Raw genomic sequence first — 26,366 nt, 5'->3', positions numbered from 1 at the left:
CGCGCGGGCGGCCCGCCGGGGGTTTCTTCCTTCTGCGCGCGGCGCACCGTCCTGTCCCACCGGGGTGCTTTGGGCCTCTTCCGGAGCGCAGGGGTCTTTAGCCCGCCAAACCCCACGCCGGAATGACGAGGTGAGCCCGGGATCGTCACGCAAGTGAAGGATTCGGCGTGACGATCCCGGGCGAGCCATCAGGCCTCGTTGAGCTTGTTCAGCCGCTCGCAGGCTTCCAGGTACTCGGCAATGAGGCGCTGCACGACCTCGGTGGAGCGCTCGACCTTGTTCATCATGCCCACGACCTGGCCGACCGGGTTGAAGTTGACGTCCTTGGCGGCCTCCGGGTAACGGTGGCCGCGCTTGACGCCGTCGAGGGCGACCATCATCTGCAAGGGCATGGGCAGCGGGTCCGGGGTGCCCTCGGCTTCCCAGGCGTCGGTCCAGTCGTTCTTGAGCATGCGGCAGGGCTTGCCGGTCCAGGAACGCGAACGAACCGTGTCGTGACTGGTGGCGTCGATGTAGGTCTGCATCTGGGCGGGGGGCACATTCGCCTCTTCCACCGTCAGCCAGAGGGATCCGGTCCAGGCGCCGGCCGCACCCATGGCCATGGCCGCGGCGACCTGGCGGCCGTTGCCGATACCGCCGGCCGCGAGCGCGGGCATATCGCCGATGGCGTCGATCACCTGCGGCCACAACACCAGCGACGAGACCTCGCCGCAGTGGCCGCCGCCCTCGGTGCCCTGCATGACGACGAAGTCGAGCCCGGCGCGCTTGTGGTTGAGCGCATGCTTGACCGAACCGCACAGCGCGCCGATCAGGCGACCGGAGTCCTGGATCTGCTTGATCACGTCATCCGGCGGGGTGCCCAGGGCATTGGCGACCAGTTTGGCCTTGGGGTGCTTCAGGATCACCTCGATCTGCGGGGCGACCGTGGTGGCGGTCCAGCCCAGCAGCTGGTTGTGGTGCTCCTCCGGCGGCAGGTGCGGCACGCCGTGATCATTGAGCAGCTTCTCCGCGAAATCGCGGTGCCCCTGTGGAACCAGTTCGGCCAGTTTGGCTTCCAGCTCCTCCGGGCTCAGGCCGTCGACGCCCTTGCCCTCGTACTTCGAGGGAATGACCAGGTCCACGCCGTACACGCCGTGCACGTGCTCATCGAGCCAGGCCAGCTCGACCTCGAGCTGTTCGGCGGTGAACCCGACCGCGCCGAGCACGCCCAGCCCGCCGGCATTGCTGACCGCGGCCGCCACATCGCGGCAGTGGGTGAAGGCGAAGATGGGGACATCGATGCCGAGGCGGTCGCAGATCTCGGTACGCATATGTGGTGGGCTCCTCTAACTAATTCCCGGCACTGGAAACGTTGTGCTCACCACGTTAGAACATGTTCTACATTCAAACCAGACTATCGACGCCAGCCTTTGATCGCGCGGGGCAACCCGTTCTAGTTACTAGCGTTAACAAATAGCCCGCACGCTGGGGATTCGCGCTACCGGGCGAGCAGGCCGTCCGTCACCAGATCGTCGAACAGCAGCTGATCCACCGGCGGTACGTGCGGCCGATCGGCGTAGGTGAACCAGGCGATCTCCTCGATCTCGCTGCTCACCGCGATCGTCCCGGCGTAATCCGCGGTGTAGCAGGCCATTCGCACCACGGCCTCCGGCACCACCGCCTCATAGGTGCCGACATGCGCGACGCTCGCCTCGACCAGCGCGACCGTCAGCTCTTCCTCGATCTCGCGCACCAGCGTCTCGAGATCGGTCTCGCTCCCCTCCCGCTTCCCACCCGGGATATAGAAGACGTCCTTCCCCGCCGGCCGGGCACACAGAATCCGCCCGCTCTCGATCCGCACCCAGGCCACAGTGTCGATCAACCGCTGCTCCGTCCGCATCCTGGCACTTTATCCGCCGCGCGCCGCGACACATGCAACCATACATGCCTAGATGCGCATATGACCATGTTGATATGCCAGACCATGGTCGCCCGCGAAAGCCGGAGGAATTCGGACTACGCCGCGAGCGCTGCCCTGGCCGCCTCGAGAGTCATGGCTCGATACGAGTCACCGAAGAGGACGACATGGACCAGCAGCGGATGAAGCTGATGCAGCGGAATGCGCCGGCGCCAGCCAGGACTCAATGATGTGTGCTCCTGATACGAGGACAGGATCGCGTCCAGGTGGGGTGCGCCGAACAAGGCGAGCATGGCCAGATCGGTTTCGCGATGTCCGCCGTGCGCCGCCGGATCAATGAGAACCGCGCGGTCGGCGGTCCAGAGAATATTGCCCGACCAGAGGTCGCCGTGAATGCGACTGGGCGGTTCGGATGGCCCGGCGAGATCGCCGATGCGGGCGATGACCTCTTCGATCAGCCGAGTTCCGGTATGGCCCAAGTGAGTTGCGGCGGCAGGAAGGTACGGCGCGAGGCGGTGCGCGGCGTACCACGGGCCCCACTCCCCCGCCGTCGGTGAATTGTCCAGGGGCAGTGTGGCTATGAAGCCGGGCCAGGGTGCGCCGTAGGCGGTCGGGGCCGCGGCGTGCAGGGTCGCCAGGTCGCGGCCGAACCGGCGGGCGGCGGCGGGTGTCGCGGTTTCCGGAGATAGCCAGGGTAGGACGAGCATGGTGTCGTCGACGGCCAGCACTTCGGGAACCAGTGTGGGCACGGCTTCGCCGAGCCACCGCAGCCCGGCCGCTTCCGCGGGGAAGATGCCGGGCGCCGGCGTTCGCGGTTCGAGCAGGGCTTTGACGAATACCGAACGCCCGTCGGCCAGTTCCGCGCGGTTGAGGGTCCAGCCGTGACTGCGCCCGATGGGGTGCAGGGGGCCGGCGTGGGTGCCCGTCAGGCGAGTCAGGCGCTGCGTGCCGCTCATAGCGGCTTATTCTCGCGCACTTCGCCCGATGTTACGGACTGCGTATCAGTCGGTTTGGATGGCGATGCGCTCACGCAGCAGCGCGGCGGTGGTGGCGTCGGCCGGGAAGAAGGCTTCGATGGCGAGTTCGGCGACGGTGACGTTCATGGGTGTGCCGAAAACGGTGGTCACGCTGATGAAGGCGAGCTCGTGACCGTCGAGGCGGAGGCGGAGCGGGACGACGGCCTGATCGGGTTCGGGCAGGCCGGGCGAATCCTCACCACCGGGGTAGCCGCGCAATTCGGCGAGCAGTTCGATCAATTCGGGTGCGCCGCTGACGTCGATCTGGCGTTGCAGGCGTTCGAAGAGGTGGCCGCGCCATTCCGGGAGATTGGTGATGCGGCCCGCGAGCCCGTCCGGGTGCAGGCTCAGGCGCAGGGCATTGACCGGCGGCGCGAGCAACTGCGGATCGACTCCCTCCAGGAACAGGGCGATTCCGGCATTGGCATCGACCATGTTCCAGCCGGCGTCGACGGCGAGGGCCGGATGGGGTTCGTGGCCGGTGAGGATCTGTCGAATGGCGTTGCGCACGGGTTCCATTGCCGGGGTGTCGAGGGCTGGTTCGGTGTAGACGGGTGCGTAACCGGCGGCGAGCAGCATCTTGTTGCGTTCGCGCAGCGGGATGTCGAGCTCGTCGGACAAGTGCAGGATCATCTGGCGGCTCGGTGTGGCCCGCCCGGTTTCGATGAAGCTCAGGTGGCGGGTGGAAGTTTCGGCGCGACCGGCCAGTTCGAGCTGGCTGAGGCGCCGGGTCACTCGCCAATGCCGGAGTAGGTCGCCTGCCGTCTGTGTGCGCATTCCTAGATCGTACGAATCGAGCGGCGGCGCAACCATTACTCGCGAGGTAAAGCCCGGCGGTCAGTGGCCGGGGCGGTGGGTGGTGAACTCGGCGAGGGAAATCGGCGGGTGACCGCCGTATTTCTCGATGGCGGGGGTGATTTGGTAGCGGCCGGTGCCTTCGCCGAGTACGCGGAATATCTCCCAGAGTTTGGTGAGGTGGTCGGCGGCGTGGCCGCTGCCGTAGAACTCGAGGGCCCAGCGGTGCCACGCGTCGGGGCTGGTGTCGTGGTAGGTGCGGCCGAGGGTACGGGCCGCCGCGCCGATGGTCTGCACATCGCCGGTGAGCAGCAGGATCGGATCGGTGTCGAGGGTGGGGTCGGCGAGCAGGCCGGCGGCGACGCGGGCGACATCGGCGGCGGCGACGAGCGGAAGTTCGGTAGCGGCCGGTCCCATGGGGGAGGGTGAGGGTATTGCCCGTCCCGGTGTCGGCGATGCGGGCGAGATTCTCGTGGAAGACGGCGGCGCGCAGGTGGACCGCACCGATACCGGCCCAGTCGAGGATCTGCTCGGCCACCCAGTGCTGGCGCATGCGCGGGGTGAGGGCATGCGGCCCGGCGGCGAGCTGGGAGACGGCGACCACGCGTCGCAGACCGGCTTCGCGAGCGGCGACGGCGAATGCGCCTGCGGCATCGAGCAGTCCGTCGATGACGGGATAGGTGAAGTAGGCGGCACGGGTCCCCGCGAGGGCAGTGCGGGCGACGGCGATATCACGGAGATCGCCGATGACGACCTTGGCGCCGAGCGCGCGCAGCACGGTGGCGCGTCCGTCATCGGTGTGAACGAGGGCGCGGACGGGGATGCCGCGGCCGAGTAGTTGTGCGGTGAGGTGCCGGCCGGTCGATCCTTGTCGTCCCCCGGCGGCACCGGTGACGAGGACCGGCTCCATTGTTCAACGGTACGGCGCGGCATATTGCGGCAGTGGAGGTTTCACGGATAGGCGGCGTGTGGTGCGGCCGGTCCTCTCTCCCGCGCCGCGGTGCGCGTGTGGCCGCGGTCGGGTATCACGGTCACACTGCTGTGGATACGCGATCGGCGAGCATATGGAGGAACGGGTAGTGAAGCGCATCGGCATCATCGGGGTCGGCGAGATCGGCCGGGCCCTCGTCGCGGGGCTGCGGAACGGGGGCGACGAGTCGGCCGAGGTATTTCTCTCCCCGCGTGGCGCCCGTACGGCTGCGGAGTTGTCCGAGCGGTATCGGGGTGTGCGGGTGTGCGCCGACAATCAAGCCGTTGTGGACAGTTCGGATGTGGTGATAATCGCGGTGCGGCGCGACGACCGGCACGAGGCGCTCGCCGGGCTGCGGGTGGACGCGGACAAGATCGTGGTGAATGTGATGGCGGGCATCGCCAATGACGATCTGCGCGCGGCCCTCGGCACCGATGCCGCGCTGGTGCGGGCCATCCCGCTGCCCGCCATCCGGGAACGTCGTTCGGTGACGGTGACGTACCCCGCGCACCCGGTGATCGATGAGCTCTTCGAGAGCTTGGGCGGGGTGGTTCCGGTCGCGGACGAGGCGGCCTTCAATGTGTTCTCGGCGCTGACGGGAACGCTGACCACCCACTACTCGTATCTCGCGACGCTCGCGTCCTGGGCCACCGATCACGGCGTCGCCGCCGAGGACGCGGATCGGTATGTGCGCAGCCTGTTTCAGGGTGTCGGGCGGTCCCTGGGCGACGAGACCCGTTCGCTGCCCCAGCTCGCGGCCGACCACGAAACCCCGAAGGGCAGCAACGAGCGCATTCGCACCACCTGGTTCACCCCGGCCAATTCCGAGGCGCTGGGCGAGGCCCTCGATGGTCTCCTCACCGATCTGAACCGGTCACGCTGAGTCCTCCGCGATTTCCGTGGCGAGCGGAGCGGCGAGGAAGGTCAGGTGGCTCGGGTGGCGGGGGTCGAGCACGATGGTCTGGTCCCTCATGTGGCGGGCGACCGCGGGAGTCAGGAAGTAGCGGGGCCAGCTGGTGCGGGCCACGGCCACGCGCAGGCGGTGCCCGGTGCGCAGGACGGCTTCGGTGGGGGTGAGGTCGATGTCGAGATCATGCGGCAGACCGGGTTTGACGGGCAGGATCGATTCGGCGGTGAGCGGGTGGTCGGGGCTGAGCAGTTCGCCGTCGCGGTAGTGGCTGGTGGTTTCGCTGATGGCGCGGCGGGTGGAACGCAGAGCGCCGCGGGCGATGACGGTCGAGGCGCCGTCGGGGGCCACATCGCAGACGGTGACGGCCCAGAAGGCGTCGGTGCCGCCGGTGACCACGCGCAGGTGCAGGTTCAGCGGGCCGGAGATGAGCAGGTCGCCGGTGAGGGCCGGACTTGTGAAGGCCGCGGCGGCGGCTTCGTGGGCGCGGTCGTCGATGGACCAGTCGCGGCCGAGCAGGGTGGGCAGGCCCATGAGGATCCAGCTGCTGGTCTGCGAGGCGATGGCGGGACGCTTGCGGGGCAGGCGGATTCGCTGCGTGTACCGGTCCGGGTCGCCGCCGAGGGAGCCGTCGGCCGCGGCGTGCGCGGCGGTGCCGCTGGAGTGGGCGGACAGCTGCCAGCTGTGCACCTGGGCGGCGGGATGCGGGTAGGCGTCGCGGCTGACCCAGTCGCCGCCGAGCTGGCGCACGGTGACCGGTCCGTAGGCGTCGATGCCGTTGTCGATGCCCTTGACCCAGCGGTCGAAGAACGCGCACTGCAGTTCATCGAGGCGTTGCGGGTGGTCCGGGCTGCCGAAACCGGTGCCGGGGCCGACGTGGTAGCCGTCCTCGACGACGAGTTGGGCTGCGCCGGGCGGGAGTTGGAGGCGCTGGTGCAGGGCGGGCGCGGAGCGGGCGAAGACGTCGTGCCAGCCGGCGTGGATCCAGGTGGCGGCGGTGAAGTTCTCCAGCTTCGGGCGGCGGGTGCGGGCGTCGTCGGTGTAGAAGTGCTCGCGGTGCTGGTCGTCGGCCATGGCGCCGGCGATATCGGACAGGCGGGTGAAGGGGCTGGCGAGGCGGTCGCGCAGATAGCGCGGGGCGGCACCGGATTTCAGCAAGCCGGGGATGGACGGCAGCCATTTCATGCCGTTGACTCCGGCGACCCAGCCGAGGGTGAACATGGATTGGACGCCGCCGGTGAGGATGATGTCGCGGGTGGGGTCCTCGGAGCCGACGAGCGCGAAGACGGCTTTCAGCCCGGGTGGGCGGTGCCCGGCGGTCTGCAGCGCGGTAATGGCGAGGTAGGAGATGCCGGTCATGGCGAGGTCGCCGTCACACCACGGCTGGGCGCGCACCCAGTCCAGGACTTCGAGGTGATCGCGCTGTTCGCGCTCGGACATGATTTCCATCCGGCCGGTGGAGGTTCCGGTGCCGCGCACGTCGACGGCGACATGCACGTAGCCGCGGGAGACCAGGGTCCGGCTGGCGCGCACCGATTCCAGAGCGCCGCCGCCGAGGGCACGCAGCATTTCCCGGCCACCGGCACGGCCGTGCGCGGACGGCGGGACCACGCGATAGATGAGCGGCCCGAACGCGGAGACGACGTTGATGAGCGGGTTGGCGCGCGTCATCAGCGTCTTGTTGTACGGCGTGAGGGTTATGACGGCAGGCAGCGGATCGGCGACCGGATTGCCGTGCCGGTCGGCCGGGCGGGTGATGTCCGCGGAGAGAATCGTGCCGTCGCTCATCGTGATTCCGATGCCGCGATGCAGGCGGATGCGCGGGTATCGCACCGGTTGCAGCGGAAACCGCGCATTCGGCGGCAGCGGAACGCCGCGCGCGGGCGGGGCGGGCGAGGTCGGCGAGAACTCGTGCGGATGCGCCATGATTCGGCTCCTTTGCCGATGCGGCCCGCCACCACGCGGGCGCGTTGTCTCAGACGGTAGCGGGCCGCCGGGCATCCTGTCACCATGGCAACGGATTCGAATTCCGCCGCCGGGTTTGTGCAGCGTGACAGTCGTTGAACTGTTGCCGGACAGTGACTTTCGCGAGATTCACAGGGCCCGGATGACGCGGGCGGGATTGCCTGCGGCGAATACCTTTTCGGGCAGATCCTTGGTGACCACGCTGCCCGCGCCGACGACGGTGTTCGCGCCGATCGTCACGCCGGGACAGACGATCACTCCGCCGCCCATCCACACATTGTCGCCAATCGTGATGGGGGCGGCGGTTTCCCAGCGCTGGCGGCGCAGTTCGTGATCCGCCATCGGGTTCAGGGCGGTCAGCAGCTGGGCGCGCGGGCCGATGGAGACGTCATTGCCGATGGTGATGGGCGCGCAGTCCATCAGAATGGCGTCGTAGTTGAGGAAGCTGTTGTCGCCCAGGCGGATCAGGTATCCGTAATCGCATTGGAAGCGGGGCATGATCCACGAGCCCGCCCCGATCCCGCCGAGCAGATCCTCCAGGATGGTGCGGCGTTGCGCGTCCTCCCCCGCGCCGGTCGCATTGAACTCGTCCAGCAATTGCCCGCAGCGCAGCCGCTCGGCGACGAGGTCGGGATCATTGTCGCGGTAGAGCTCGCCGGCCAGCATGCGGTCTTTATGTTCGCTCACGATCCCATCATGCTTGCGTCAATGGGCAGGCCGCCGTGGCGGGCCGCGCTACCGGCGTCTGGTATCCAGGAAGACGTGAAAATCGGCTTCTCTCTTCCCCAGCACGGTCCGCAGGCCCGCGAAGGCGCACAGATCCCGCGTTTGGCGATCGAGCTGGAAAAGGCGGGCGCGGACAGCCTCTGGGTGGGTGAGCGGCTGATCGCGGCCACCGATCCGAAGGTCGGGTACGCGGGCAAGGACACCATTCCCGGCGAGTTCAATCTCGTGCTGGATCCGTTCCTGGTGCTCGGGCTCGCCGCCGCGGTGACCGAACGAGTCCGGCTGGGCACCAATGTGCTCATCGCGCCGCTGCACCGGCCCGCCGCGCTGGCGCGGGCGCTGACCACCCTCGATGTGGCCAGTAACGGGCGGCTGGTGCCCGGATTCGGGATCGGCTGGTCGCCGGAGGAATACGAGGCGGCGGGGGTGCCCTTCACCCATCGCGGGGCGCGGCTGGACGAGACTCTCGATGCGCTGGAAGCCATCTGGACCACCGATCCGGCCTCGTATCAGGGGCGGTTCGTGACCGTGCCCGAGCATCGCAGCGAGCTGAAGCCGGTGCAGCGGCCGCGGCCGCCGATTCACCTGGGCGCGTTCAGCGCCGAGGGGTTGGCGCGCATCGGCCGCCGCGGTGACGGGTGGCTGCCGGTCGTGCCCGTGCCCGGACCGCCCAGCTGGGGCAAGCAGCTGCTGAAACTGCGCGCCGTGATCGATCAGGCGGCGGAGGCGGCGGGGCGGGATCCGCGGGCCATCTCCACGATTCTGCGCGTGAATGTCGCGGCGGGCACCGATATGGGTCTGGTCGCCGACACCATCGGACAGGTCGCCGCCGACACCGGATTCGACGACTACTTCATCGATCTGATGTATGTCGCCGACTCGGCCGACGCGACATTGGAGACCGCACTCGAGCTGCTGGCGCGGCTGCGCGGCTGACCGGCTACTCGCCCTTGCGGCGCACCATCTCGGCGATCCAGGTGGGTACGAGCTCAGCGGGCCGCCGAGCGCGACCGGTTCCAGCCCTGCCAGGTGTCGTCCTCGAGGCCGTGGCGGATGGCGTTCTCGATCGCGCTGCGCTGCGGTTCGGGCAGCCGGTCGGTGGCGGGCAGGACATCGGTGGACAGCCCGCGCAGGTAGTCGATGTCGAGGTCCTGCTTGGTCTCCCGGCTACCGGTGTACTGCTCCTCGCCCGGATCGACCGCGACGGTGGTGCCCGCCAGCCAGCGATCGATATTGCGGTCGGCGATGAGCAGTTCCGGATTCACGACCGCCAGCACCAGCAGCGTGGCCGCGCCCGCACCGATCGCGGCCCGCGGCACCCAATGCCGCCGCAACCGCACCAGACTGGCCAGCACCAGCAGATACACCACCCCGATCCACACCTCGAACACCTCCACCAGCAGCCGCAGCACCGTGAACCCGAACGACTGCTGATACAGCCACATCCGATGCAGCGCCGAGGCCACGATCACCAGCGTCAGCACGCTCACCGCCGCCACCGCCACCCGCAGCCACAGCCGATCCCGCGCCTCCTGCTGCGCCGCCCACGTCTGCACCACCGCGATCACCGCGAGGGTCAGCATGCTGACGACCGACAGCTGCCAGAATCCGCTGCGCGCGTACTCCGCCACCGTGAGATCCGCATTGCGCCGCACATACTCCGCCCCGCCGAACAACACCGCCAGCTGCGTCCCCACGAACACCGCGAACACCAGCGTCAACGCCCCCATCGGCAACCCCCACTCGATGCGCGACCACCGCTTCCGAACCAGCCGCCCCGCAACCGAATCCGACTCCCCCGCCGCCGGCGGCGGCCCCGCCAGCAAATACAACGCCCCCGCCGCCCCCAGCCCCGCCACGATCCCCACGAACACCCACCGCACCACCGAGTCCACCTCGAACTCCGGCATCACACTCTCGACCAGCCGCGCGAACACCGCATCCGCCCCCGCCAGCAACGGCACGAACACCACCAGCACCCCCAGGGTCGCCACCACCGACCACCCCACCCGCTGCACCGACGACACCCGCCGCCCCCGCACCCGCTGCACACCCCGATACAGCCACGGCACCGACATCACCGCCGACACCGGCACCGCCAACATGTCGAACACCAGCCCATAAACCGACCGCCTGACCACCGCCAGCGACCCGGCCACCGCCGCCCCGAGCAAACACAGCACGAACAACCACTCCGCCGCCCGCACAGCCCCAACACCCAAGAGCCCCATCGCAATCGCGGACCACCACAACGGCGCCCACCGGCGCAGCGCGCCGAGTGACCCGGGATCCCCGCAATTCCGCGCGGCCGACGCGGCGACGCCGGCGCCGATACCGGCGCCCCGGGCCGACCGTTCGCCGGCCGCAGCTTCCTCGCCATGCTCAGCCTGAGCATTCGGCCGGGCCGACAAGCCTTGCGGCCCTTCACCGGACTGCTCGTCCGCGGCCGACTGCGCACCCGGAGTCTCGCTGATCTCGTGATCGGCTGCGGTGGAACCACCGCCCGCACCGGCGCCCTGCGCGACTCCACGGGTTCGGGGTGCCCGACCGGCCCCGCCGGTTCCGGGGTTCCCACTTGAATTTTCAGAGCTCGTCGAAGCCACGCCGGCCACGGCCGGAGAGCCGGCCGATGCGACAGCGACCGGCGAACCGCTCGGCGTAGTGGCAGTCGGAAGGCTGTCCGGCGTGGCCTCGGCCGGGGAACCATCCGCCGTGGCGTCGGTCGGGGTGGCGCGTCGGGCCATACGGTCCACCGTGTACACCGCGCCCGCTGTCGCCGAACCGGCCAGGAGCCAGCCGATGCCGGGGCGGTCCAGCGGGATGAATACGGCGGCGGCGATTCCCGTGAGCGCGGTGGCGAGCAAGGCGCCACGTGGCAGGGGTACGCGCATGGATCGCGGCGGGACACGCGGTGGCAGTGGCGCCCTCGGGTAGGGCGCCAAGCCGAACAGATCCTGGGACACGTTGCCATTGCCGCCGTGCGCCGCGGCCGGCGAGTTCGCCTGGCGTGGCGCGACAGAGCCGGTATCGGCCGTTCTCGCGGTCGCGACCGGATCGCCGCCGGGCTCGGCTACCGCGACAGTGGTGGAACCCGCAGCGGGAGCCGAGGTCGTCTGTGCCAGGGGCGTGGGCGCTACCGCCGAGCCGGTGCGGGTCGCCAGCACAGTTTCCGAGACCGCTGCCGCCGCTTCGGAATTCGCCGGGTCCGTGGCTGTTCCGCTGTGCTGCCCCGCTGCGACGAGTCCGGCCGGAGCGTCTGCCGAGCCGCGGGGCGTCATGCGCTGGATGGGCAGGACCGGCGGGCGTTTGCGCTTCGGGCGGGCCGGCGGGGCCGGGACCGGATCGGCCGGACCGGCGGGGGTCGGGGCCGGATCGGTGGGGGTCGGGTTGTCGGGCATGGGTTCTCCGTTGCGTGTGCGGGACCGTCCCGGCGGCCGGATGGGGCCGAGAGGTGGTTGTGGGTATGTCGTTTCAGGAGGTGGGGAGGGTTACCCGGATGCGGGAGCCCGGGTCGGCGATGGCGATGGTGCCGCCGTGCAGTTCGACGATCCAGCGGGCGATGGCCAAGCCGAGACCGGTGCCGCCGTTGCTGGTGCGGCCGCGGGTGAAGCGTTCGAAGACGCGGGCGCGTTCGGCCGGCGGGATGCCGGGGCCCTCGTCCTGGACTTCGATGACGACATGACCGCCGCGGGCGTGGGCTTCGATGCGGACCTCGCCGTGGGCGGGGCCGTGGCGGGTGGCGTTGTCGAGGAGGTTGAGCAGCACCTGGTGCAGGCGGGCGCTGTCGGCGCGGACGGTGAGGCCGGGGGTGGCGAGGTGGGTGGTGAAGCGGACGGGGCGGTCGACGGCGGCCGCCATGACCTCGGCTTCGGCGACGACCTCCTTCAGCAGGGGTTGCAGCGGAGTGGTTTCCAGGTCCAGGCGCACCGCACCGGCTTCGATGCTCGACAGCGCGAGGAGTTCGGAGACCAGCAGGCTGAGGCGCTCGGTCTGGGCGAGCGCGGTCCGCAGGGTGGCCGGATCGGGTTCGGCGACGCCGTCGACGAGGTTCTCCAGCACCGCACCCAATGCCGTGATGGGAGTGCGCAGTTCGTGGGACACGTTCGCGATGAAGTCGCGGCGCTGCTGGTCGGCGGCGGCCAGGTCGGCGGCCATCTGGTTGAAGGCCTCGGCCAGCTGACCGACCTCGTCGCGCGAGGTGGCGAGCACCCGATGCGAATAGTCACCCTGCGCCATGCGTTTGGCGGCCGCGGTCATCTGCCGCAGCGGCAATGTCATGCCGTGGGCGAGGATCTGCGACAGCACCAGCGCGATGAGCATGGCGCCGATGGTGGTGGTCTGCGGCAGCCACCCGATCCGCCAGCCGAAGTATCCGAACGCGGCGGCACCGGAGCCCACCATGAGGATGGCCAGCTTCAGCTTGATCGACCGCACCCGATCGAGCGGCCGCGGCAACCAGGCCGACAGCTTGTCGGCGGCGGCGCGCACGCGGACCTTGAACGGGAGCGTTTCGCTCGTGCTCGGCGCTCGTCCCCGCTCCGGCGTCATCGCGCCTCCAGGGCGTAGCCGACGCCGTGCACCGTGCGGATCAGATCCGCGCCGAGCTTGCGGCGCAGGGCCTTGACGTGGGAATCGACGGCGCGCGTGCCCGACGCGTCGGCCCACCCCCACACCTCGCTGAGCAGTCGTTCCCGGGCCAGCACGGTCCGCGGCCGCCGCGCCAGATGCACGAGCAACTCGAATTCCAATGGCGTGAGCTGAGTTTCGGCATCGGCCCGCCACACCCGCCGCTGATCGATATCGATGCGTAGGTCGCCCACGACCAGGGTCGCTCCCGACTCGGCCGTCCGCTCGACCCGCCGCAGCAACGCGTGCACGCGAGCGGTGAGCACCCGCATGGAGAACGGCTTGGTCAGGTAGTCGTCCGCCCCCACCCCGAGCCCCACCAGCACATCGGTCTCATCCGTCCGCGCCGTGAGCATGAGCACCGGCACCGACCGCCGAGCCTGGATCCGCCGGCACACCTCGAGCCCGTCGAATCCGGGCAGCATCACATCGAGCACCACCAGATCCGGATCCAGATCCTCCGCCGCCGCCACGGCCGCGGGCCCATTGTGCGCGAGATCCACGGTGAACCCCTCGGCACGCAGCCGAGCGGCCACGGATTCGGCAATGGTGGGCTCATCCTCCACCACCAGAATCCGTCGCCCGGTGCGCTGCTGGCTGTGTTCCATGCAGGTGACCCTATGAGGTCGGCGTGGAGATGCGTTGCATCGATTGTGAAGATCTTGTGGAGACGCCCGTACAGCAGGCCGGCACACCGTGCTGCCAGACCGAATCGTTACCTACCGTATGGTCGGTAGGGTCATGTTGACCTTATTACTGGCACTTGCAGGGTTCGCCTTCCTCGATTCCCTCCACGTCCTGAACATAGGGATCACCGCCGCGGTGGTCGTCGACAGCCGCCTGAGCCGTCGCTCCCCGGTACCGGGAGCATTGGCCTTCATTACAGGAATCTTCACTGTCACAACCGCTTTCGGAATCTGCACCGTACTCGGGCTGAGCTTCCTGACCGACCTCGTCGCCTTCGACATCACGCCGACTGTTCGCTATTGGGGAGAACTCGTCGTCGGTGCAATCCTCGTCATCCTCGGGGCCATTCGACTACCGGTCGCCACCACAGGCGCAACACCACCCTGGGCAGTCGAAGCACGCCGCCGACCCTGGATGCTCGGCTTGATCGGAGCGGGCGTCGGCCTCGGCCAGGCCCCCACGGCAGTCCCCTACCTGGCAGCCCTGGCAATGCTCACAGTCCGAGAACCAAGACCCCCACTCTGGCCACTGATCGTAGCCGCATACTGCCTGATCGCCCTGCTGCCGCCAATCCTGGTCCTATTCACCGCAACCCGCACCTCCCCCCGCGCCCAACGCTCCTACCGCGCCCTCGTCCGAGGACTCCGCCGCTTCGGCCCCCTATCGGTTCGCGCCCTCTTCCTGCTCTTCGGCACCGTACTCATCATCGATGCCTTCCGGAATCACTCGTCCCTCTAGCCGACCACTCCGCTGTTGATCTCCGCACCGAAGGTTCGGCGGCACCGGTAGGCGCACGCGATGCGGCATGAGCGCACGTAGGACGAAGAGTGCTGACAGGATGTCAGCATGATCGCACCCAGAGTCACCTACGACCCAGTAGCCGACGCCGCGTACATCTACCTGACGCAAGAGATTCCGCCCGGCGGTGTGACCAAGATGGTTCCGGTCGATCCGATTGCGATCGGAGGCATGGTCAACCTCGATCTCAACGCCGAGGGTGTCATTATCGGTATCGAGGTGCTCGGTGCGAGGGCGAAACTGGATCCAGACTTGCTGCCAGACGAGTGACCCGCGCCGGCATTGCACAACCCTCTGGACGAACGGTCCTGTACGGCCGGATCGGGCCGGGAGACACGCGCCGCGATAGTGCGCGAATGCACTCTCTACGGTCAGGTCGGCTTCCTCGAAACTTGCTGTTGGTGATGGAGATTCACGCCTGTTGGACTTCGCTCCGGTTGTAACGGATGCTGTCTGCCCGGCGACTGATCGGTGAAGGCTCCGGCGCGGTAGGGAGCGGAACATGCCTGATATATCCGGATCGGTGGCGCGGTCGGCGCGCGAGCTGTGGCCGGACTTCATTCGACCGGTCGCCGGCGTTTTCGCAGCGGTCTCGCTGGTCGTTGCCGGCCTTGTTGTGTTTCCGGGTCATCCGCCGCCCGCGCCGGTCGGGAACTCTCGCGTGAGTTTCCCCGTGGTGACCAAGCCCCTGCCGCGGGAATCCCCGTCGGCTACCGTTTCGGTCAGCGGACCCGCCACCCCGCCGAAATGAGCTCGGATGGATAGGCACACCATTTCGGTTGGCGTACAGGACAACTGGAGATATTGACCATGCGAATCCTCACCACCGCCGTCGGAACAACCATGCGAATCCTCACCATCGCCGTCGTAACACTCGTCGCCGCAGTCGCGCTCATGGTCGGCGCGGTGGTGCTGTACTACTACGACGGCGGGTCCAAGGACCATACATACCTCCAGGCCGGCGACTGCTGGGACTACAGCGCTCGATTCGACGAAGCGGTACATCTGAAGCCGTGCTCGGAACCGCATTACGGCGAAGTGATCCTCGAAGCGGACGACTCCGCCATCGAGCGGGATCCCGCCGGGGGGCTCGACGCCTGGGGCTTCTGCAAACGGCAGCTGAGCGAAATCCTGTCGAGGAACAGCCATCTGGGCTACTGGATGGTGCCGAGCGGTGGCACCCTCTGCGCGGTGATCTCCGCCGATAATCGCGATACGCGGATCGGCGGCCTTACCGGCAGAGTCGACCGCTAGAACCTGAGCAGTCAGTTTCCCTCGAAGCGGGCTTGTTCGCGGTTCTTGAAGGCTTGGAAGCCGCGGCGGAGGTCCTTGGTCGTCAGGATGCGGGCGAATTCCATGCGGATCTTGCCGATGGCCTTCGCGGCGCCCTTGTCCTGGGCGAGGCGGCCGTTGCGGAGGATGGTTTCGACGCCCAAAGGGGCTTGGCGGGCAATGGTTTCGGCGATTTCGTGGGCTTTGGGCACGGCCTGACCGGGTTCGGTGAGTTCCTGGACCAGGCCGATGCGGTGGGCTTCGGCGGCGGGGAACTCGTCGCCGGTGAGGGTCCAGCGGTTGGCATTGTGGGTGCCGACGGCCAGCGGCCAGCGGACGGTGCCGCCGCCGAAGGGGAACAGGCCGCGGCTGACCTCGTATTGGGTGAAGGTGGCCGAGGTGTCGGCGACATTGATGCTCGCCGCCAGGAGGAGTTCGATGCCGAGGGTGAAGCAGCGGCCTTCGACGGCGGTCACGATCGGTTTGCGGCACAGCGGGGTGGTGATGCCCCAGGGATCGACTCCGCCCTTGGGCACCAGGCCCCGGACCAGCTCGAAGGGAAAAGGATTGAGCCGGGAGAGAACCTCCTGCGGCAGCTTCGGGGCCAAGGCGGCGAGGTCGAGGCCGCTGGTGAAGTAGCGGCCCTCGGCGCGCAGGACGCCGACGCGCAGGGTCTTGTCGTTCGCGAGTTCGGTGTAGGCCTCGGCCAGTTCGCGCAGCATCGGGAAGTCGAAGGCGTTGAGCTTGTCCGGACGGTTCAGGGTGATCGTCAGGATGTGCCCGCTGCGTTCGGTGAGGACGGTCGGCGTGGTCATGAACAGAGCCTAGTAAACCAATCGGTCTACTTCAATGGGTCCACGCCGACACCGCCCCGCCCTAGACCACGTTGGCGGCGATCAGCAGTTTCCAGATCTCGCCCTGGTCGACGACCTCGACGCCGAGTTTCTCCGCCTTGGTCAGCTTGCTGTCGCCGACTCCCGCGCCGGTGATGAGCATGTCGGTATTCGCCGAGACCGAGGAGGCCGCCGTCGCGCCCGCCTGCTCACACAGGCGCTGGAAGGCCGGGCGGGCGACCTTCTCGCCGGAACGCGGATCGCTGATGGCACCGGTGATCACCACCGTCTTGCCCTCCAGCGGCGCGCCGGCGGCGACGACCGGGGGCAGGTCTTCCTCGCGCACGTCCAGGGAGACGCCCGCCGCGCGCAGGCGCTCGAGTTCCGGGCGCAGGCGGGTCAGGTGGGTGACCAGGGAGGCGGCGACCTTCGCGCCGATGTCGTCGACGGCGACCAGGCGTTCCTCGCCCGCGTCGGCGACCTCCTCGAGAGAGCCGAAGCCGGCTCGGGCCAGGCGGGCGGCGGTGCCGTCGGAGGCCATGGGGATGGCCAGGCCGATGAGGGCGCGGCGCAGGCCGACGGAGCGGCTGGCATCGATCGAGTCGATCATGCGCTGCGCCGAGACCTCGCCGACGCGGTCGAATTCGAGCAGGCGCTCCTTGGTCAGGGTGTAGAAGTCCGACGGGTTCGTGAGGATGCCCGCTTCGGCCAGGCGCTCGATCCATACCGGGCCGATGGCGTCGATGTCCGCGGCCGCGCGCGAGGCCCAGTGGATGAGTCTGCGGACCGTCTGCGCGGGACAGGACACGTTGGTGCAGAACAACTCCCGGCTGTTGCCCTGTTCGGTGACCGGCTGCCCGCAGGAGGGACAGGCGGTGGGCGGGACGATCTCGTGTTCCTCGCCGGTGCGCTTGGCGGCGTCGAGCACGCCCGCCACGAACGGGATCACATCGCCGGCGCGGCGCACCAAAACCGTGTCACCGACCTTGATGTCGCGGGCGCGGATCACTTCCTGGTTGGCCAGTGTGGCCTTGGTGACCGTCGTGCCACCCACGAACACCGGCTCCAGCCAGGCGACCGGGACGATCTTGCCCGTCTTGCCGACATCCCAGATGACCTCGCGCAGCAGCGTGGTCTTCTCCTCGGCGGCGAACTTGAACGCCAGCGCGCCGCGCGGGGAGCTCGATCGAGTTCCGGCCGCCGCGTAGGCATCTCGGTCGGCCAATCGCAGCACCGCGCCGTCGAGATCGTAGTCCAGGTCGTTGCGACCGTTCTCGATCGCGGAAATCGCGGCCTGCGCCTGCTCGGCGTCGGAGCAATGCCGCATCTGCGCGCCGGTGATGCCCAGCGCCAGCAGCCCCTCCTCCAGATCGACCGCCGCGCCGCCCGCGGAGGCATCCAGGTCGAAGCCGAAGAACTGCAAGCGCCGCTCGGCCACCGTGGCCGGATCCTTGGCCCGCAGCGTGCCCGCCGCCGCATTGCGCGGATTGATCAGCGGCTTGTCCGGGTGCGCGGTGTTGTACGCCGCGAACGTCGACCGCAGCATCACCGCCTCACCGCGCACCTCCACCCGCCCCGGCACATCGATCCGCTCGGGAACGCCGTCGACCAGCGCCCGCACCAGCATGGTCACGTCGTCACCGGTGGTGCCATCGCCTCGGGTCACGGCCCGCACGAATCGCCCGTCCTCGAAGACCAGCGCCAGCGACAGCCCGTCCAGCTTCGGCATCACCACCACGGACTGCCCGGGGAATCGGTTGAAGAAGGCCTCGACCTGCTCGGGCTTGGTCGCCTTCTCCAGCGACAGCATCGGCCGCGAATGCCGGATCGGCGCGTGCAGCACCGCGGGCGCGCCGACCTGCTCCAGCGGATTCGGATCGGGCGCGAGCTCGGGACGGTCCGCGATCAACCCGCGCAGCTCGTCCTCGATGGCGTCGTACTCGGCGTCGGCGACCAGCGGCGAGCCCTGGTAGTAGGCGTCCCGCAACGCCACGATCCGGTCCGCCAGCTCTTGGATACGTTCCCCAATTTCCACGGCACCGACGCTACCCAAACCGACCGACATGGACGTGATGGTTGACGGCCTCGTCTGCCATGCGGAGATCGGCCCCGGAGCTGAACAAGCACGGCGGTTCGAAGCAGAGACGCCGGTCATACCACCTGAGCGCGGTACCGACTACGCGCGGTCGTAGCATATTCGGGTGCCCTCACCGACCGATCACACCGCGCGCCTGCGCGGCGCTGGGGTCGGCGCGGCTTCGGGGGCGGTCGCGATTTTCGCGCATGCCCTCGGCGGCGGGACGACCACGCCGGATGGCTCGTCGATGGCGTTGCTCGTCGCGGCGTGTGCGCTGATCGGGGTGGTGGTCGGATCGGTGCGGCCACGAGGCGGAGTCGCCGCGCTCATGGGGATGCTGACGGTCGGACAAGCCATCGGGCACGTCGCGCTGTCGGTTTCGCCGACGCATCATCACCACTCGGTGACGCCGCTCATGCTGGCCGCGCACCTGGTGGCCATTCCGGTGGGCGCGATGCTCATCTCGGCGGCCGAAGCCGGGGTGCGGCGGGCGATCACGAGCCTGCGGCGATTCATTGTCGCGCTGGGGCTCGCGCCGGTGCCGCCGGAACGACCCGGGCGCGCGTTCGCCGCCGATGAGCGGGCCATGGCGCGGCGGCTACTGGTGAGCCCCGGCATCGGACGCCGCGGACCGCCTCGGAACACGAATCCTCTTCTTCACCTCACTCCGGCGTAGCAGCCGGCGCCTTCCGTGTGCTGAACACACCCGCCTAGCGCCGCGCGCCCGGAGCGAATTCCCTGTCTATTTCGACGATTCGGAGTGATTCGTGTCCAAGTCTGTTCTCGGCCGCCTGCGTACGGCCACCACCGCTCGCCGTCTCGGCGCCGTCGCCGCTCTCGCGGCCGTCGCCGTGTTCCCCGTCGCGTGTTCCTCGGATTCCGGTTCCAGCAGCTCCGCCGGTAAGGCCGCCGACAGCGTGAGCATGAACGATCAGTGGATCAAGGCCGCCGACAGCGGCATGTCGGCCGCCTTCGGCGAGCTGAAGAATTCCAGCGACAAGCCGGTGCAGCTGGTCGCCGCGTCCAGCCCGGTGTCGGCGCGGGTGGAGATCCACGAGGTCGTCGCCGACTCGGCCACCGGCGATAAGACCATGCGCCCCAAGGAGGGCGGGCTCACCATTCCCGCGCACGGCTCCGCCACGCTGAAGCCGGGCGCCGACCATCTCATGTTCATGGAGCTGAAGGAGCCGCTGCGGACCGGCGCGGAGACGCCCATCACGCTGACCTTCTCCGATGGCTCCACCACCACCGTCACCGCGCAGGTGCGCGACTTCGCCGGTGGCAAGGAGAATTACGAGCCCAGCGCCGACAATGCCGCCCACGGTGGCTGAGCCGAATACACCGCATCCCAAGGGCTTCTCCCGGCGGCGTCTGCTCGGTGGCGGCGCCGTCGTGGCGGGCGCGGCCGGAGCGGCCGGAATCGGCTGGGGTGCGGCCACTCTCACCCATCGCGAGCACGATCGGGATCCGGCGCAGGAGACCGTCTCGTTCTACGGGACCCATCAGGCCGGGGTCGAGACCGATCCGCAGGATCACGTGGCGTTCGTCGGCTACGACCTGGTCGAGGGCGCTGATCGCGAGGACGTCATCGGTGTGCTCAAGATCTGGACCGATGACGCGGCGCGGCTCACCCAGGGCAAGCCCGCGCTCGCCGACACCGAACCGGAATTGGCCGCGCGCCCGGCCCGGCTCACCGTGACCGTGGGGTTCGGGCCGGAGTTGTTCGCCAAAGCGGGGCTGTCGAATCTGCGCCCGCATTGGCTGAAAGCCTTGCCCGCCTTCGAGAAGATCGACCGTCTCGATCCCGCCTACGGCGGCACCGACCTCATGCTGCAGATCTGCGCCGACGAGGCGACCACCGTCTCGCATGCGGTGCGCGTGCTGTCCAAGCACGTGAAATCGCTGGTCACCGTGAAGTGGGTGCAGCAAGGATTCCGCAATGCCTCCCAGGGGCAGACCATGCGCAATCTCATGGGCTCGGTGGACGGGACCGTCAATATCGCCCCGGGCACAATCGATTTCGATCGCCTGGTGTGGGACGACGGCTCCTACCGGCCGTGGATGGCGGGCGGCACCTCCATGGTGTTGCGGCGCATCGAGATGATCCTCGACACCTGGGACGAACTCGACGCCGATGCCCGCGCCATCACCGTGGGCCGCCGCGTCGACAACGGCGCGCCGCTGGGCGGGGAAAAGGAGTTCGACGACCCGGACTTCACCGCCGTCGACAAGTACGGCATCCCGGTCATCCCGCCGTCGTCGCATATCGCGCGCGCCCACCACCAGCACGATGGTGAGCGCTTCCTGCGTCGCGGCTACAACTACGACGATCCGCCGCCGCCGGGCCAGGTGTCGAATTCGGGTCTGCTGTTCGCCTCGTTCCAGCGCGATATCGATGCGCAGTATCTGCCGGTTCAGGTGCGGCTCAATGAATTCGACGCACTGAACCAGTGGACGGTACCGGTCGGTTCGGCCGTGTACGCCATTCCGCCCGGCGTCCCCGCGCCGGGCGGCTACCTGGGTCAGCAGCTGTTCGAGGCCGGTTCCTACGGCAGCTGAGATTCCGGCCGGGTCGCGCATGAGGGCGGCCCGGCCGGGTCCTAGATTGTTGATCATGGTGCTGCGCTCGATCCTGCTCTTCGCCCTGGCCGCCGTCGCCGAGATCGGCGGCGCCTGGCTGGTGTGGCAGGGCGTGCGCGAGCACCGCGGCTGGGCCTGGATCGGCGCGGGCGTCATCGCCCTGGGCCTCTACGGCTTCGTCGCCACCCTGCAGCCCGACGCCAACTTCGGCCGCATCCTCGCCGCCTACGGCGGCGTCTTCGTCGCCGGCTCCCTGGTCTGGGGCATGGCCCTCGACGGCTTCCGTCCCGACCGCTGGGACATCCTCGGCGCCCTCATCTGCCTGGCCGGTGTGGCACTCATCATGTACGCGCCCCGATCCACGTGAAACCACCTGTGAACAGCGTGCATTCATGCATCGCACGCAAACTGCACACCCGCGCGCGATGCAAACTTGCACTCCGCGAACCGATTACGCATTCGCCCCGATCAGCGCGTCGACGATGCCGCGAGCGGTGGTGAGGGCGGAGTCCTCGCCCATCTGGGCGGCGGTATTGGCGGCGGCGACGATGGCGTCGAGCTGGAAGGCCAGGGCGTGCGCGTCGTGGCCGGTGAGGTGGCCCTGATCCTGGGCGCGGCGGATTTCCTTCTCCAGTAAGGCGAACCAGTCGGCGCGGTCGGCGGCCAGGGCGTCGCGGACGGGGCCGGGGCGGGAGTCGAATTCGGTGGCGCTCTGGACGCGGAAGCAGCCGCCGGGCAGGACCGGCTCGGCGATGTAGGCGAACCAGTTGTCGATGAGGGCGCGCAGGCGGGGCATGCCCTTGTCCCGGCTCAGGGCGGGGACGATGACGTGCTGGATGAAGACCTCGCGGGCGGATTCGATGGCGGCCAGCTGGAGTTTTTCCTTGGTGCCGAACAGGGTCGCCACCCCGCTCTTGCTCACGCCCAGGTCGGTGGCGAGGCGGCCCAGGCTCAGGCCGGTGAGGCCCTCGGCGGAGGCCACGTCGGCGGCGTGGCGGGCGATGGCGGCGCGGGCGCGGGCGCCTTTGAGCAGGCGCTGATCGGATATCTGCTCTTCGGCGGTGGGCATGGGCTCGGGCACTTCTCCATTCTGGCACCAGCTCTTGCAAAAAAGCACGATCGGTCGTACTTTTCAACAAAACGAACGATCGTACGTACAGTTTGACCTCGCCTCGCAGCTCCTTCCCTCGAAAGTCGTTCCATGACCGAGTTGACGCCGCGGCAGCATGCCGCATCCGCCGACCTCCCGCCCGCCGCTCCCCCGCCCCCGACTCCACCGGACCGCACTGCACGCCGCGCGCTCCTGGTCGCCTGCGGCGCGGCGTTCGTCGCCTTTCTCGATCTCTCCGTCGTCAATATCGCCTTCCCGGCGATCACTCGCGATTTCCCGGAAACCTCCGCGACCGGCCTCACCTGGGTGGTCAGCGGGTATGCCGTCGCCTTCGCCGCCTTCCTCACCCCGGCCGGGCAACTGGCCGATGCGCTGGGCCGGGCGCGCGTATTCCTTTACGCCCTGGCCGGATTCGCGCTCACCTCGCTGCTGTGCGGGCTCGCGCCGGGCGCCGAATGGCTCATTGCGGGACGCTTCGCGCAGGGCGCGACCGCGGCGTTCCTGATTCCCGCGGGCCTGGGCGTGGTGCTCAGCGTGACGCCCGCCGAACGCATCGGCGTGGCCATGGCCGCGTGGACCGCCGCCGGTGGATTCGCCGCCACCGTGGGACCGGCCGCCGGTGGGGCGCTGGTCGAATGGTTCGGGTGGCGTTCGGTTTTCGTGGTGAACGTGCCCGTGGCCGCCGCGCTCATCGCGGTCGCCTGGAGCCTCACCGCCGAGGACGTGCGTCACGGTGACGGATTGCCCGACCCGGTCGGGACTCTCGCCACCGGACTCGGTATCGGGGCCGTCGTCGCCGCGGTCACCCAAGGCCAGCAATGGGATTGGGGGTCGTGGCGCACGCTCGCGTGCGGTCTCGGCGGACTCGCGCTGCTGGCCCTGGCCCTGTGGCGGTCGCGGCGGCATCCGCGCCCGGCCATTGCGGTCGGATTGTGGCGGCATCGCCGCTACGCGCTGGTCAATGCGGTCGCTTTCGTCTTCGGCGCGACCATGTTCGCGTGGCTGCTGGCCGGGCCGATCTGGCTCGACGCCGTCTGGCATTACTCCGTACTCACGTCGGCGGGAGCCATGACGGTCGGCGCCATCGCGGCCATGGTGACGGCCGTGCTCGCCGGGCGAGCGCCCGAACAGTGGAACCGCCCGCTCGCCGTCGTGGGCGCACTGCTGTTCGCGGCGTCCGCGTTCTCTATGAGCACCGATGCCTGGAATGCGACCCCGGCGTTCTGGTCGGCGTGGGTGCCCGCCGGAATCCTGGGTGGCGGCGGGATCGGGCTGCTCATCACCGTGCTGGCCACCATGGCCGCGCGCTCGCTGCCGCCGCGGCAGTTCGCCGCCGGCATCGGCATGAACCTCACCGCCCGCCAGTCCGGCGGCGCGCTCGGCGTGGCCATCCTGGCCGCCGTGTTCGCGGCGAATCCGGAGGACGGGCTCGCCGCCTTCCACACCCTGTTCGCCGTCTGCGCCGCCATCGCGGTCGCGGCCGCCGTGCTCGCGGCCCTGCCCGTTCGTACCGAGGAGGTAAACGCATGACCCGCAACAACATCCACACCGAGGTGATCACCGATCCCGAGGTGCGCACCGAGGCCGATGATCCGATGTGCCTGCCGGATTCGGACGGACAGGCGCTGCTGGCGCTGGTCCCGTGGCGGCGCTTCGCCATCATCGGCGACTCCACCGCGGCGGGCGTCGGCGACCCGGTGACCGGCTACGAACCCATTCCGTGGGGGCATCGCCTGGCGCGCTGGCTGACCGCCGCCCATTCGGAAACGGCGTACCTCAATACCGGGCGCATCGGTGCGACCATCCCGGAGGTGGCCGCCGAACAGTTCCCGGGGCTGGTCGATTTCCAGCCGGATCTGGTGCACGTCAGCTGCGGCGGCAATGACCTGTTCCGCAAGAACGCCGATGTGGCCCTGGTCGAACGCGACCTCGACGAACTGTGCCTGGCCGTCGCCGCAACCGGCGCGCGGCTGTCGCTGTTCACCCTGGCCGACTCGTTCACCGGCGCACTGCGGCCGCTGCGCCCGCTGTTCGCGAGCTTCACCGAGAGCGTGCGCCGCGTGGCCGCCCGCCACGACGCCATCCTCACCGAATTCTGGTCCCATCCGGCCCGATTGCGGCCGGACTGGCTCAGCGCCGACCGCATTCACCTGACCATGGCCGGTCAGGCGGTGGTCGCCGCCGAGATGGCGAAGTCCTACGCCGCGGTCAGCTCCACAGCGTGGCGATGAAGACGTTGACGATGGCCAGGCCGCCGGCGGCGTGGGTCATCCACGGCACCGCCTTACCGCGCTTGGCATCGGCGCGCCCCATCTCCGCGAAGGCCGCAACAGCCACGGACACAACGAGCTTCACGACGATCTTCGTCATGTTCGGGTCCTTGCCGAGCGAGTCGATCGACTCGGCCATCCCCACCAGGACGATGCCGGTGATCAGCTGGGCCCGCGCGCCCCACACCATCAGTTCCGACACCCGCGGCTGGGAAGCGGCGTACCCGCCGACCACCGCCGCCATACCGAGCAAATGCGCCACGACCATCAGGTTGTAGACGAAGTCCATGCGCCATACCGTAGTTGATCAACCCCGGATTACGACATCCGGTAGTACAAGTTTCCCAACTCTCGGGGCTCTCAGGGGGCTTCGCCCCCCGAACCCCCGTGAGATGGCGGGCATGCCCAGTAGGGCCCACGCCCAGCCCGGCCCACGCCCAGTTCGGGCCACGCCGGGTCGGGCCCGCGTCCGGGTCGACTCACGCCCGGGCAGGCGCACGGCTGGTTCACGCACCCCCAGACCGGCAGACGGCTGGGCGCGCATCCCGGGCCGACGGGCGGCGGCTGAGTCCACTCGCCGGGCGGCGGCGAGATCGAACCGTCGCGACCAGGCGTGAACGTGTTTCGTCGGCGTCGGCATCGGGTAGTCCCCCTCCAGTGGCCCTCCATTGTTCGTTTGGAGGGTCGTCCCGTTGTGGGCAGTGTGACCGGCTAGGAGATCTCAGGTGGCGGTTGTACTCGTGCTACGAGCACGTGGACTGGGTGATCTGCTCACCGCGGTCCCCGCCCTGCGTGCGCTGCGTAGGGCGCGACCCGAGGACCACATTGCGCTCGCCGCGCCGCATCGGTTGAAACCCATCGTGGACCTGATCGCCTCCGTGGACGAGATGGTGCCGACCTCCGATCCGGTCGGAATGCGCTGGGACGGAACGCCGCCCGCGCTCGCGGTCAATCTGCACAGCGGTGGGGCCGAAGGGATCGTGGAGCTGGTCAAGACGCGGCCCGAGCGCATTCTCACCTATCGCAATCCCGCCTTCCCAGAGCTGGCCGGGCCGGAGTGGGAGGCGGATATGCACGATGTGGACCGCTGGTGCCATCTGCTGGAGACCGACGGGATGACCGCGGATCGCCGCAATCTCGGGCTGGTGCCGCCGGTCGCCACCACCAGTCACCGCGATTGCGTGGTCGTGCACATCGGCGCGGGGGCGCCGGCGCGACGCTGGCCGCCGGATCGGTTCGCCGCGGTGGTGCGGCATCTGCTGGTGCTGGGGCGGGAAGTGGTGCTGACCGGGGACGAGAACGAGCGCGATATCGCGCTCGGGGTGGCCGCGCGGGCCGGGCTCTCGCCGAATCGGGTGCTGGCGGGGCAGCAGAATCTCATCGAGTTGGCCGCGACGGTCGCCGAGGCCGCGCTGGTGGTGTCCGGCGACACCGGGGTCGCGCATCTGGCTACGGCGTTCGGGACCCGCACCGTGCTGCTGTTCGGGCCGACGCCGCCCAGCCGCAGCGGGCCGCCGCCGCATCTGCTGGGACGGCATGCGGTGCTGTGGGCGGGACAGACCGGGGATCCCGATGCCGCCGCGCCCGATCCGGGACTGCTGAAAATCGGTGTGCCCGAGGTCGTCAACGCGGTGGACAAGCAGCTGCGCAAACGGCCGTGGCCGGGCACCGGATTGGATCGGCGCTCCCAGCAAGCCTATCGCCGCGTCGGTTGAGCTGTGTTTGATTTGTGGGGGGCACCCCCACACCCCCGGCGGGGACACCCCGCACCCCGCAGGGGCTAGCCCCCGCACCCCCACAAGGGGCTCCGCCCCCGGGCCCCCAGTTAAGGGGTGC

27 protein-coding genes and 1 pseudogene are annotated in these 26,366 nt (G+C 69.1%); 13 read left to right on the top strand and 15 right to left on the bottom strand.

The window, feature by feature from the left end:
- Nucleotides 1–188: 188 nt before the first annotated feature.
- From ACFVIV_RS38330 to ACFVIV_RS38305, 6 genes and pseudogenes are all read right to left on the bottom strand, one after another.
- Nucleotides 189–1,310, bottom strand: coding sequence for an NAD(P)H-dependent flavin oxidoreductase (locus ACFVIV_RS38330; protein WP_379205119.1), 1,122 nt, complete (start codon nucleotides 1,308–1,310; stop codon nucleotides 189–191).
- 167 nt (nucleotides 1,311–1,477) lie between these two features.
- Entirely contained in the window at nucleotides 1,478–1,879 is a 402-nt protein-coding gene (locus tag ACFVIV_RS38325; RefSeq protein ID WP_379205117.1) for an NUDIX domain-containing protein, read from the bottom strand.
- A 116-nt stretch (nucleotides 1,880–1,995) separates the two neighbouring features.
- Nucleotides 1,996–2,853, bottom strand: coding sequence for a fructosamine kinase family protein (locus ACFVIV_RS38320; protein WP_379205115.1), 858 nt, complete (start codon nucleotides 2,851–2,853; stop codon nucleotides 1,996–1,998).
- Between the two features lie 45 nt (nucleotides 2,854–2,898).
- Nucleotides 2,899–3,690 carry a helix-turn-helix domain-containing protein gene (locus tag ACFVIV_RS38315; RefSeq protein WP_379205113.1) on the bottom strand — a complete coding sequence of 264 codons (792 nt, stop codon included), beginning with the start codon at nucleotides 3,688–3,690 and terminating at the stop codon, nucleotides 2,899–2,901.
- A gap of 60 nt (nucleotides 3,691–3,750) precedes the next feature.
- Nucleotides 3,751–4,125, bottom strand: coding sequence for a hypothetical protein (locus ACFVIV_RS38310; RefSeq protein ID WP_379205111.1), 375 nt, complete (start codon nucleotides 4,123–4,125; stop codon nucleotides 3,751–3,753).
- Nucleotides 4,126–4,279: 154 nt separating this feature from the next.
- Nucleotides 4,280–4,618 (bottom strand): annotated as a pseudogene (locus ACFVIV_RS38305) (NAD(P)H-binding protein); the annotation flags it as partial.
- 169 nt (nucleotides 4,619–4,787) lie between these two features.
- Here ACFVIV_RS38305 and ACFVIV_RS38300 point away from each other — a divergent pair.
- Nucleotides 4,788–5,561, top strand: coding sequence for an NAD(P)-binding domain-containing protein (locus tag ACFVIV_RS38300; protein ID WP_379205109.1), 774 nt, complete (start codon nucleotides 4,788–4,790; stop codon nucleotides 5,559–5,561).
- Here ACFVIV_RS38300 and ACFVIV_RS38295 read toward each other — a convergent pair.
- Together ACFVIV_RS38295 and ACFVIV_RS38290 are read right to left on the bottom strand one after the other, a co-directional pair.
- Nucleotides 5,553–7,511 carry a CocE/NonD family hydrolase gene (locus ACFVIV_RS38295; protein ID WP_379205107.1) on the bottom strand — a complete coding sequence of 653 codons (1,959 nt, stop codon included), beginning with the start codon at nucleotides 7,509–7,511 and terminating at the stop codon, nucleotides 5,553–5,555. The two genes, ACFVIV_RS38300 and ACFVIV_RS38295, sit on opposite strands and share 9 nt — an antisense overlap.
- Nucleotides 7,512–7,679: 168 nt before the next feature.
- A complete protein-coding gene (locus ACFVIV_RS38290; protein WP_379205105.1) occupies nucleotides 7,680–8,237 on the bottom strand; it encodes a sugar O-acetyltransferase in 558 nt (185 codons plus the stop codon).
- Nucleotides 8,238–8,246: 9 nt separating this feature from the next.
- On the opposite strand from ACFVIV_RS38290, the gene ACFVIV_RS38285 reads away from it, so the two are divergent.
- A complete protein-coding gene (locus ACFVIV_RS38285; RefSeq protein WP_379205103.1) occupies nucleotides 8,247–9,212 on the top strand; it encodes a TIGR03619 family F420-dependent LLM class oxidoreductase in 966 nt (321 codons plus the stop codon).
- Between the two features lie 53 nt (nucleotides 9,213–9,265).
- On the opposite strand, the gene ACFVIV_RS38280 is transcribed toward ACFVIV_RS38285, so the two are convergent.
- The 3 genes from ACFVIV_RS38280 to ACFVIV_RS38270 all read right to left on the bottom strand — a co-directional run bounded on the left by ACFVIV_RS38280 (nucleotide 9,266) and on the right by ACFVIV_RS38270 (nucleotide 13,510).
- On the bottom strand, nucleotides 9,266–11,674 hold the full coding sequence (locus ACFVIV_RS38280) for a DUF4153 domain-containing protein (RefSeq protein ID WP_379205101.1): 2,409 nt from the start codon (nucleotides 11,672–11,674) through the stop codon (nucleotides 9,266–9,268).
- 73 nt (nucleotides 11,675–11,747) lie between these two features.
- Complete coding sequence (locus tag ACFVIV_RS38275; RefSeq protein WP_379205123.1) at nucleotides 11,748–12,677, bottom strand: ATP-binding protein; 930 nt, start codon at nucleotides 12,675–12,677, stop codon at nucleotides 11,748–11,750.
- A 143-nt stretch (nucleotides 12,678–12,820) separates the two neighbouring features.
- A complete protein-coding gene (locus ACFVIV_RS38270) occupies nucleotides 12,821–13,510 on the bottom strand; it encodes a response regulator (protein WP_379205099.1) in 690 nt (229 codons plus the stop codon).
- A gap of 133 nt (nucleotides 13,511–13,643) precedes the next feature.
- Here ACFVIV_RS38270 and ACFVIV_RS38265 point away from each other — a divergent pair, with 133 nt between their 5' ends.
- The 4 genes from ACFVIV_RS38265 (at nucleotide 13,644) to ACFVIV_RS38250 (ending at nucleotide 15,641) form a co-directional block, all read left to right on the top strand.
- Nucleotides 13,644–14,327, top strand: coding sequence for a GAP family protein (locus tag ACFVIV_RS38265; protein ID WP_379205097.1), 684 nt, complete (start codon nucleotides 13,644–13,646; stop codon nucleotides 14,325–14,327).
- A 108-nt stretch (nucleotides 14,328–14,435) separates the two neighbouring features.
- Complete coding sequence (locus ACFVIV_RS38260; protein ID WP_379205095.1) at nucleotides 14,436–14,657, top strand: DUF2283 domain-containing protein; 222 nt, start codon at nucleotides 14,436–14,438, stop codon at nucleotides 14,655–14,657.
- 232 nt (nucleotides 14,658–14,889) lie between these two features.
- Complete coding sequence (locus ACFVIV_RS38255) at nucleotides 14,890–15,138, top strand: hypothetical protein (RefSeq protein ID WP_379205094.1); 249 nt, start codon at nucleotides 14,890–14,892, stop codon at nucleotides 15,136–15,138.
- A 59-nt stretch (nucleotides 15,139–15,197) separates the two neighbouring features.
- The gene (locus tag ACFVIV_RS38250) at nucleotides 15,198–15,641 is read left to right on the top strand and encodes a hypothetical protein (protein ID WP_379205092.1); all 444 of its coding nucleotides are present in this window, start codon (nucleotides 15,198–15,200) and stop codon (nucleotides 15,639–15,641) included.
- Nucleotides 15,642–15,652: 11 nt separating this feature from the next.
- On the opposite strand, the gene ACFVIV_RS38245 is transcribed toward ACFVIV_RS38250, so the two are convergent.
- Together ACFVIV_RS38245 and ligA are read right to left on the bottom strand one after the other, a co-directional pair.
- The gene (locus tag ACFVIV_RS38245; protein ID WP_379205090.1) at nucleotides 15,653–16,474 is read right to left on the bottom strand and encodes a crotonase/enoyl-CoA hydratase family protein; all 822 of its coding nucleotides are present in this window, start codon (nucleotides 16,472–16,474) and stop codon (nucleotides 15,653–15,655) included.
- 61 nt (nucleotides 16,475–16,535) lie between these two features.
- On the bottom strand, nucleotides 16,536–18,527 hold the full coding sequence (ligA, locus tag ACFVIV_RS38240) for an NAD-dependent DNA ligase LigA (protein WP_379205088.1): 1,992 nt from the start codon (nucleotides 18,525–18,527) through the stop codon (nucleotides 16,536–16,538).
- A 166-nt stretch (nucleotides 18,528–18,693) separates the two neighbouring features.
- On the opposite strand from ligA, the gene ACFVIV_RS38235 reads away from it, so the two are divergent.
- The 4 genes from ACFVIV_RS38235 (at nucleotide 18,694) to ACFVIV_RS38220 (ending at nucleotide 21,516) form a co-directional block, all read left to right on the top strand.
- Entirely contained in the window at nucleotides 18,694–19,245 is a 552-nt protein-coding gene (locus tag ACFVIV_RS38235; protein ID WP_379205086.1) for a hypothetical protein, read from the top strand.
- Between the two features lie 91 nt (nucleotides 19,246–19,336).
- Nucleotides 19,337–19,900 (top strand): copper chaperone PCu(A)C, encoded by a 564-nt coding sequence (locus ACFVIV_RS38230; RefSeq protein ID WP_379205084.1) that lies wholly within the window; start codon nucleotides 19,337–19,339, stop codon nucleotides 19,898–19,900.
- Nucleotides 19,893–21,128, top strand: a complete 1,236-nt coding sequence (locus ACFVIV_RS38225) for a Dyp-type peroxidase (protein ID WP_379205082.1) — start codon at nucleotides 19,893–19,895, stop codon at nucleotides 21,126–21,128. The genes ACFVIV_RS38230 and ACFVIV_RS38225 overlap by 8 nt, the downstream gene beginning before the upstream one ends.
- 55 nt (nucleotides 21,129–21,183) lie before the next feature.
- On the top strand, nucleotides 21,184–21,516 hold the full coding sequence (locus tag ACFVIV_RS38220; protein ID WP_379205080.1) for a YnfA family protein: 333 nt from the start codon (nucleotides 21,184–21,186) through the stop codon (nucleotides 21,514–21,516).
- A gap of 84 nt (nucleotides 21,517–21,600) precedes the next feature.
- Here ACFVIV_RS38220 and ACFVIV_RS38215 read toward each other — a convergent pair whose 3' ends face one another.
- Nucleotides 21,601–22,218, bottom strand: a complete 618-nt coding sequence (locus ACFVIV_RS38215; protein WP_379205121.1) for a TetR/AcrR family transcriptional regulator — start codon at nucleotides 22,216–22,218, stop codon at nucleotides 21,601–21,603.
- A gap of 132 nt (nucleotides 22,219–22,350) precedes the next feature.
- Here ACFVIV_RS38215 and ACFVIV_RS38210 point away from each other — a divergent pair, with 132 nt between their 5' ends.
- Nucleotides 22,351–23,790, top strand: a complete 1,440-nt coding sequence (locus tag ACFVIV_RS38210; protein ID WP_379205079.1) for an MFS transporter — start codon at nucleotides 22,351–22,353, stop codon at nucleotides 23,788–23,790.
- Nucleotides 23,787–24,491, top strand: coding sequence for an SGNH/GDSL hydrolase family protein (locus ACFVIV_RS38205; RefSeq protein WP_379205077.1), 705 nt, complete (start codon nucleotides 23,787–23,789; stop codon nucleotides 24,489–24,491). Before ACFVIV_RS38210 ends, ACFVIV_RS38205 begins: the two co-directional genes overlap by 4 nt.
- Here the strand turns inward: ACFVIV_RS38205 and ACFVIV_RS38200 are convergent.
- Complete coding sequence (locus tag ACFVIV_RS38200; RefSeq protein WP_379205075.1) at nucleotides 24,469–24,819, bottom strand: hypothetical protein; 351 nt, start codon at nucleotides 24,817–24,819, stop codon at nucleotides 24,469–24,471. The genes ACFVIV_RS38205 and ACFVIV_RS38200 overlap by 23 nt on opposite strands.
- Nucleotides 24,820–25,255: 436 nt before the next feature.
- On the opposite strand from ACFVIV_RS38200, the gene ACFVIV_RS38195 reads away from it, so the two are divergent.
- Nucleotides 25,256–26,245 carry a glycosyltransferase family 9 protein gene (locus tag ACFVIV_RS38195; protein ID WP_379205073.1) on the top strand — a complete coding sequence of 330 codons (990 nt, stop codon included), beginning with the start codon at nucleotides 25,256–25,258 and terminating at the stop codon, nucleotides 26,243–26,245.
- Nucleotides 26,246–26,366 lie beyond the last annotated feature (121 nt).

The sequence above is a fragment of the Nocardia sp. NPDC127526 genome (genome assembly GCF_042672265.1).
In the GTDB taxonomy this organism is placed as follows: domain Bacteria; phylum Actinomycetota; class Actinomycetes; order Mycobacteriales; family Mycobacteriaceae; genus Nocardia.
The sequence above is the reverse complement of the archived record's forward strand: the minus strand, read 5'-3'. Positions and strand labels throughout refer to the sequence as shown.